This is a genomic window from Flavobacterium sp. FG68 (assembly GCF_057808895.1).
On record NZ_JBMDIY010000054.1, the window covers coordinates 21,003 to 27,514 of the forward strand.

At 34.4% G+C, this 6,512-nt stretch carries 4 protein-coding genes and 1 pseudogene; 1 reads left to right on the forward strand and 4 read right to left on the reverse strand.

Annotated features, from left to right (window positions below; all coding sequences use genetic code 11):
* Window positions 1-67: 67 nt before the first annotated feature.
* The 4 genes and pseudogenes from ACODSB_RS23260 to rimP all read right to left on the reverse strand — a co-directional run bounded on the left by ACODSB_RS23260 (window position 68) and on the right by rimP (window position 5,376).
* Window positions 68-573 (reverse strand): annotated as a pseudogene (locus ACODSB_RS23260) (DUF4920 domain-containing protein).
* Window positions 574-725: 152 nt separating this feature from the next.
* On the reverse strand, window positions 726-3,596 hold the full coding sequence (infB, locus tag ACODSB_RS23265) for a translation initiation factor IF-2 (protein ID WP_488938792.1): 2,871 nt from the start codon (window positions 3,594-3,596) through the stop codon (window positions 726-728).
* A 48-nt stretch (window positions 3,597-3,644) separates the two neighbouring features.
* Window positions 3,645-4,898, reverse strand: a complete 1,254-nt coding sequence (nusA, locus tag ACODSB_RS23270) for a transcription termination factor NusA (protein ID WP_056190461.1) — start codon at window positions 4,896-4,898, stop codon at window positions 3,645-3,647.
* Between the two features lie 13 nt (window positions 4,899-4,911).
* The gene (gene rimP, locus ACODSB_RS23275) at window positions 4,912-5,376 is read right to left on the reverse strand and encodes a ribosome assembly cofactor RimP (protein ID WP_053474404.1); all 465 of its coding nucleotides are present in this window, start codon (window positions 5,374-5,376) and stop codon (window positions 4,912-4,914) included.
* Between the two features lie 173 nt (window positions 5,377-5,549).
* On the opposite strand from rimP, the gene ACODSB_RS23280 reads away from it, so the two are divergent.
* The gene (locus tag ACODSB_RS23280) at window positions 5,550-6,374 is read left to right on the forward strand and encodes a universal stress protein (RefSeq protein WP_488938793.1); all 825 of its coding nucleotides are present in this window, start codon (window positions 5,550-5,552) and stop codon (window positions 6,372-6,374) included.
* Window positions 6,375-6,512: the final 138 nt, after the last annotated feature.

Below are 6,512 nucleotides of genomic sequence, written 5' to 3' on the forward strand. Positions count from 1 at the left end.
ATCTTTTTAAACTCTTTAACCTTTGCAGATTCAGTTATAATATCAAATTCAAATTTGTAAATTTCAATTAGTTTACCACTTTTATCCCATCTGCTAAAAATCTAATTTCTTCTTTTGGCGCAGTAATAGCATCTATCTCAGCTTTTGTTTTTTTAGCATCTTTTGCATAATGCTTCAACTCGTCTACAGATGTAACTTTGCGCTCTGCGTTACCTTCTAAAACCACTTTTTTACCTTTTAGAGCTGTTGGAACAAAAATGCATAATCTTTCATTTTTACAAAGAAGGATGATCCATCTTCCGTCTTAAGAGTTATCCAGCATCCTCTTTTTTCACAAACATTAGTCACCTCACCTTTCACAGCAATCCCTTCTTCTTTTTTTGTATCCTTTAATTTGCTTTCAAGCTTTTCAACAGAAATTGCTTTGTCAATTGAAACGACAGAAACATCAGCACCATAGAAATCTCCAATTAGTGCATTACCCGCTGGCGGAGCAGGTTTTTCTACAGCTTCCTGACAAAAAGACAAAGTAGACAAAACATAAAAACAAAACGAATATATTATTGGTTTCATATTATATAGTACTAAATTGATTCTCCCAAAAATAATACTAAAATTTGAGTTGACTAAAATATTTAATAAATTATATCAAAGTAGACAAATATAAATTGAGCGCATAAAAAAAGTCCCAATTTTCATTGGGACTTTACATATAGATTTGAATATTATTTCAATTTCTTTTTAATTGCTACTTCATGGTAAGCTTCAATAACATCGCTTATTTCGATATCATTAAATCCTTTAATCTGGATACCACAATCGTAACCTTTACTTACTTCTTTAACGTCATCTTTGAATCGTTTTAAAGCAACAAGATCACCTGTATGAACTACAACTCCATCTCTAATAACTCTAATTTTAGAAGTTCTTAAGATTTTACCATCTGTTACCATACAACCAGCGATTGAACCAACCTTAGAAATTTTGAAAATCTCGCGAATCTCTGCAGTTCCTAAAATTTCTTCTTTCATTTCAGGAGCTAACATTCCTTCCATCGCATCTTTCAAGTCATCGATTGCTGCGTAGATAATAGAATAGTAACGGATATCGATTTCTTCTTTATCAGCAAGCTGTCTTGCATTTCCAGCAGGACGAACGTTAAATCCGATAATGATTGCATCTGATGCAGAAGCTAACATAACGTCAGTTTCTGTAATTGCACCAACTCCTTTATGTATGATATTAATTTGAATTTCTTCAGTAGAAAGTTTAGAGAACGAATCTGATAATGCTTCAACAGATCCATCAACGTCTCCTTTAAGGATTACGTTCAATTCTTTAAACTGACCAAGAGCGATACGACGTCCAATTTCATCAAGTGTAATATGACGCTGAGTACGTACAGATTGTTCACGCATTAATTGAGAACGTTTAGATGCAATTTGTTTTGCTTCTTTTTCGTCTTCAAATACATTAAACTTATCACCCGCTGTTGCAGCTCCATCTAAACCTAAAACAGATACCGGAGTCGAAGGACCAGCTTCTAAAACAATATGCCCTCTTTCATCATGCATCGCTTTAACTTTACCATGGTGTTTTCCTGCAAGCATATAATCTCCAACTTTTAAAGTTCCATGCTGAACTAAAATTGTTGACACATATCCTTTTCCTTTATCTAAGAAAGCTTCAACAACTGTTCCTTGAGCCGCTTTATTTGGATTAGATTTTAAATCTAAGATTTCTGCTTCTAATAAAACTTTCTCTAATAATTCTTTTACCCCTGTTCCAACTTTTGCAGAAATATCATGTGACTGAATTTTTCCACCCCAATCTTCAACAAGTAAATTCATACTAGCCAGACGCTCTTTGATTTTCTCAACATTAGCATTTGGTTTATCAATTTTATTGATTGCAAATATAATTGGTACTCCCGCAGCTTGTGCGTGAGAAATTGCTTCTTTTGTTTGTGGCATGATATCATCATCCGCCGCTACTACGATAATTGCAATATCGGTAACTTGAGCTCCACGTGCACGCATCGCGGTAAACGCCTCGTGACCCGGCGTATCTAAGAATGCGATTTTTTGGCCATTATCAAGAGTTACTCCGTAAGCCCCAATGTGCTGTGTAATACCTCCAGACTCACCAGCAATAACATTTTCTTTACGAATATAATCCAGTAAAGATGTTTTACCGTGATCGACGTGACCCATTACAGTAACGATAGGTGCTCTTGTAACTAAATCTTCTTCTTTATCTTCAACAACCTCGATTGCTTCTTCGATATCAACAGTAATAAACTCAACTTCGTAACCAAATTCATCAGCAACAATAGTTAATGTTTCAGCATCTAAACGCTGGTTCATCGTTACCATGATTCCAAGAGACATACAAGTTCCAATTACTTTAGTAATCGGCACATCCATCATGATTGCAATTTCACCTACTGTAACGAATTCTGTAACTTTAATCGTTTTACTTCCTTCGTCAAGAGCTCTTTGCTCATCATCAGATTTCTGACGGTGCGTTTCTCTTTTATCTCTTCTGTATTTAGCCGCTTTAGATTTACCGCCTTTACCTTGAAGTTTTTCAAGAGTTTCTCTAATTTGGTTTTTTACCTCTTCTTCAGTAGGCTCAACTTTTGCAACAATTGCAGGACGGTTTCCTTTTACAAAACCTGGTCTTGCACTTCTGTTAGCATTAAAGCCTCCGCCTCCTGTATTTGGAGTAATTTTATTAGGATTTGGTGTTCCCGGCGCATTTCCTGTTGCAGGTTTTGGTGCACCCGGTGTACCAGGTTTAGGAGCGATTCTTTTACGCTTATTTTTATTAGCGTTATTATTGTTTCCAGCTCCCGGAGCTCCAGGTTTATTTGGAGTAATTTTCGGTTCTTCCTTCTTTTTCTTAGGCTTGTTAAATTGAGACAAGTCAATTGTCTGCCCAGTAAGAGTAGTTCCTGATAATTTTTGATATTGAGTAGTGATCGTTTCTTCAGCAGTTGCAGGGTCAGTTGAAACAATTGGCTCCTGCGCTGTTTTAGAATTCTCAGCTTTTACTTCTTTTTTCTCTGTAATAATTGGTTTTTCCACCTTTTTCTCTTCAGATACTACAGGAGCAACAGGCTCTGATGGTGCAGTTTCTTTTTGAACAGGTTTTTCTGTTTGAGATGGAGTAACAGTTTTAGGCTCTTCAGCCTTAACTGGTTCTTCTGGAGCAACAGCAGTTTTTTTTGGATTTAAATCAATTTTACCAACTTGAACAGGTCCGGTAACAACAGCTCTCGCTTTGATGATTTCTTGTTGTTTCTGACGTTCTTCGTCTTGTCTGCGTTTGTCCTCAATTTCTTTCTCACGCTCAACACGTAATGCTTCTTTTTCTTTTCTTTTCTCTTCCCCTACTTCTTTAGAAGCTTCCTTATTCCCCTTATCGCCCGCAAATTGGCTTTGCAGGATATTAAATTCGCTGTCAGAAATTTTAGCATTTGGATTTGCATCAATAGCAATTCCCTTATCTTTTAGATAATCAACAGCTCTTTCTAACGAGATATTTAATTCCCTTAAAACCTTGTTTATTCTTATTACTCTCTCTTCAGACATATAACCTTTTTATTATTACCTTTTTCGTTGTGTTGTTAGAGCAGATAATTAGTTATCAAACTCTTCTTTTAGTATTTTCATAACGTCAAGAATTGTTTCCTCTTCTAAATCCGTTCTTCTTACTAAATCTTCTACTTCTTGTTTTAAGATACTTTTTGCAGTATCTAAACCTATTTTAGCAAATTCTTCAATTACCCAGTCTTCGATTTCATCTGAGAACTCTGTTAATTCAACATCGTCTTCATCAGCCGTTGCACCTGCAACATCTCCTTCACGAATAACATCTAATTCGTAACCTGTTAGCTGACCCGCTAATTTAATATTGTGACCTCCTCTACCAATTGCCTTAGAAACTTCTTCTAATTTCAAGAAAACTTCAGCTCTTTTGTTTTCTTCGTCAATTTTGATAGAAGAAACTTTTGCAGGGCTTAATGCTCTTGTAATAAACAATTGAATATTGCTTGTATAGTTGATTACGTCGATATTTTCGTTTCCTAATTCACGAACGATTCCGTGAATACGAGATCCTTTCATACCTACACACGCTCCAACAGGGTCAATTCTGTCATCATAAGAGTCTACAGCAACTTTTGCTTTTTCTCCCGGGATACGCACTACATTTTTAACTGTAATTAAACCGTCGAATACTTCAGGAATTTCTTGTTCAAATAATTTTTCTAAAAACTTCTCAGAAGTTCTAGACATAATAATTTGTGGTTTATTTCCTTTTAATTCCACGCTTTCAATAATTCCACGAACATTATCTCCTTTACGGAAAAAGTCAGATGGAATTTGTTTTTCTTTTGGAAGCACAATTTCGTTTCCTTCATCGTCAACTAAAATAACAACTCTTGGACGCACGTGATGCACTTCGGCAGTATAAATATCACCAATAATATCTTTAAATTGCTTGTAAAGATTTGTATTATCGTGTTCGTGAATTTTAGATATTAAGTTTTGGCGTAAAGCCAAAATAGCTCTTCTTCCTAAATCAATCAATTTTACCTCTTCAGAAACCTCTTCACCAATTTCAAAATCCGCTTCGATCATTCTTGCTTCAGTCAAAGTAATTTCTTCATTTTCAAAATCAAGATCTTCGTCAGCAACGATAACTCTTCTTCTCCATATCTCCATATCTCCTTTGTCAGGATTTATAATGATATCGAAATTATCATCAGAACCGTATTTTTTCTTCAATGCATTTCTAAACACGTCCTCTAAAATTGCCATAAGCGTTACACGATCAATAAGTTTATTATCTTTAAACTCTGAGAATGAATCGATTAATGCTAAATTTTCCATGCGAATTCTTTAATTAAAATGTTACTGTAACAACTGCCTCTTTAATTTCTGTATAAGGTATCTGTTGTTCTTTTTGAACTGTTTCTTTTCCTTTTCCTACTTTTTTCGGTTCTCTTGCCTCCCAAGACAAAATTATAAAAACATCGTTAGCTTCTACTAATTCTGCTTCAATTTTTTCATTATTTGTAGTAACAATCAACGTTCTACCAATATTTTTCTTGTATTGTCTTATTAATTTCAAAGGAGAACCTACTCCAACCGATGCAACTTCAAGCGAAAAATCCTGTTCTTCACGATCCAGATTATTCTCAATTGCACGACTAATGTCAATACAATCCTGAAGCGCCACTCCATTATCTCCGTCTAAACCTACACTAATTTTAAAAGAATCCGAAACCGCAAGATCAATCAAAAAGATCGATGGCTTTTCCAGAAGAGCTTCTGTAATTAATTCGTTTACTTTTTCCTTAAATGTCATAATTTTATAAAAAGAGGGGACAATTAGTCCCCTCATTATTTAGATTTTAATAAATAACGGTGCAAATATAGTGATTTTTTTATAAATCAAATAAATAGATTGCTCTAAAAATATTTCTTATCTTTATAGTAGCGTTCAAAAACATATTATTCTAATAATTTAACCCGAAAATTATGAAACGAATTTTAGTACCTACTGATTTTTCAGAACATGCCGAACACGCCTTAAAAATCGCCGCTCAAATCGCCAAAAAAAACGATTCTGAAATCATTATTTTACACATGCTCGAATTCCCGCATCAAACCAATGATGCAATATTTGGAGGTGTAAGCATTCCCGAAACTATGCTTTTTATGCAAAAAGCAAATGAGACTCTTGACGCAATCTCACAAAGCGCTTTTCTTGACGGAATTCAGGTCACGGAAGTTGTAAAAATGGACAAACCAATTCACGGTATTACTCAAGTAAGCAAAGACTATAATATTGATTTAATTATTATGGGTTCACATGGTTCATCAGGATTAGAAGAACTACTAATTGGCTCAAATACCGAAAAAGTGGTGAGAAATTCTGAAATTCCCGTTTTAGTCATCAAAAAAGATATTTCAGATTTTAACGTACAGAATATTGTTTTTGCTTCTGATTTTACAGAAGAAACCAAAAAACCGTTTGAAAAGCTTTTAAATTTCACTAGATCCTTTGACGCAAAATTACATCTGGTAACTATTTGCACTCCAAATAGTTTTAAACCAACACACATAATCGAACAAGCAATTAAGGATTTTACGAATCATTTCAATCTCACAAATTACGACACACATATTTACAATGACACTAATATCGAAAAAGGAATTATCAATTTTTCTAACAGTATAAATGCCGATATTATTGGAATGTGTACTCATGGAAGAACTGGTTTCGCACACTTTTTTAACGGAAGTATAAGTGAAGGCTTAGTAAACCATGCGGTAAAACCAGTTATCACCTTAAAAATTTAAATCAAAATTTCAATTAAGAAATAAATACTCTGAATTTTAAATTTATTCCATAAAAAAAGCCTCTCGATTGAGAGGCTTTTTATGTTGGTCTACTAGGACTCGAACCTAGAAAGACTGCACCAAAAACAGTTGTGTTAC